The 1,179-nt window shown below is 43.8% G+C and carries 2 protein-coding genes; both read right to left on the bottom strand.

The genetic code is table 11. From position 1 onward, the window contains the following. Nucleotides 1-260, bottom strand: a 260-nt coding sequence (locus AC1DUA_RS38460) for a hypothetical protein (protein ID WP_477504695.1), incomplete at its 3' end; no start/stop codon positions are given. A gap of 126 nt (nucleotides 261-386) precedes the next feature. Beyond that, a partial coding sequence (locus AC1DUA_RS38455; protein WP_477504694.1) for a type 2 periplasmic-binding domain-containing protein occupies nucleotides 387-1,179 on the bottom strand: 793 nt, incomplete at its 5' end.

The following is a 1,179-nucleotide window of genomic DNA, read 5'->3' as shown; positions in this document are numbered from 1 at the left end:
AATTGGAGTGACTCTTGCTCAATTTCCTGTAAAACCGTTTCGGCTCGATCCTTCATAATGGTCAGCGATGAATCACTTTCCGTCTGTATGTATTTCTGCATCCGGTTGGTAGAGAATTGATAATACGCTATGCTAGCCAATATCACCGGTATACATACGGAAATACAACCAAGCCAAATGAGCTTGAAGAAATACGTTCTCGTGTTCATCCGTCTCTTCTTGCCTAGATTTTGCAGAAACATGCTGCTCCAGTTAGCCATAAGTCCTCCCTGTTGTCTTAAGCTCCATCTTCATGTCACTCACTAATTCACACATCTTGTTCGTGTGTTAAGCATAGGGAGTGGAGCCCCAAATAGCAAGCGGAAAGGAACTCATCCCGACACAGCTTACTTAGGAAACTTTTCCTTATAATCTGCTGCGAATTCCTTATAAGCCGTTTGAAAATCCGGGCTCGCATTTAACTTCTCGATATAAGCTTTGTACTCATCCATTGTAATCTGCCCTACGATCGCTTTGACGACCATCGACTGCCATTCCGATTGATACTTCGGCCAAATAGACGTCCACGTATTCGAATTAATGATAGAAAAAGGATCAATCTTGCCTACTTCTGCATAAATGGCCACCGATTTTTCCTTGGCATCGTTATATGCTTTGGGAGCGGCAGGATTAATAACTTTCATTTTATTATTATAGGCAAGAGGAAAAATAGCGCCAGTGCCGTTAGCGGTTACTTGTTTTACACCAAGTTCGGTGAGTTGCTGTTGGCCATCTACCATCGTATAGTCGACACCCTCGACACCATAGTAGTTATAGTCCGTTTGTTCCGGCGTCGTCGTTCTCTCGAAAAAGTCCAGAATTTGTCTCGCTTTTTCCTCTGGAACTTGTTTCGAAATATAGAAGGCTCCCGAGAATGGGACCGACAGCTGAACACTAGAACCTCCTGGACCTTTCATTGGTGGCAATGAAATGACATTCGCTTGCGGCTGCACTTTCTTGATCGTTTGTTCGAAGTTGTAATCCCGCCATGTATTTCTTCCATAAGAAGCAGCTCGTCCGGTTGTAAAGATCTCTTCAGCCTGGGTTTGCTTAATGACAGAGAAGTCCTTGGCCAGAATGCCGTCGCTATACATTTTGTGGAAATAGGAGRCCATATCCGTGTAATTCGGTGTCAAATAC

This window comes from Paenibacillus sp. 01T422 (assembly GCF_056398785.1).
Note: the sequence above shows the minus strand (reverse complement) of the source record. Positions and strands in the feature narration are given on the sequence as shown.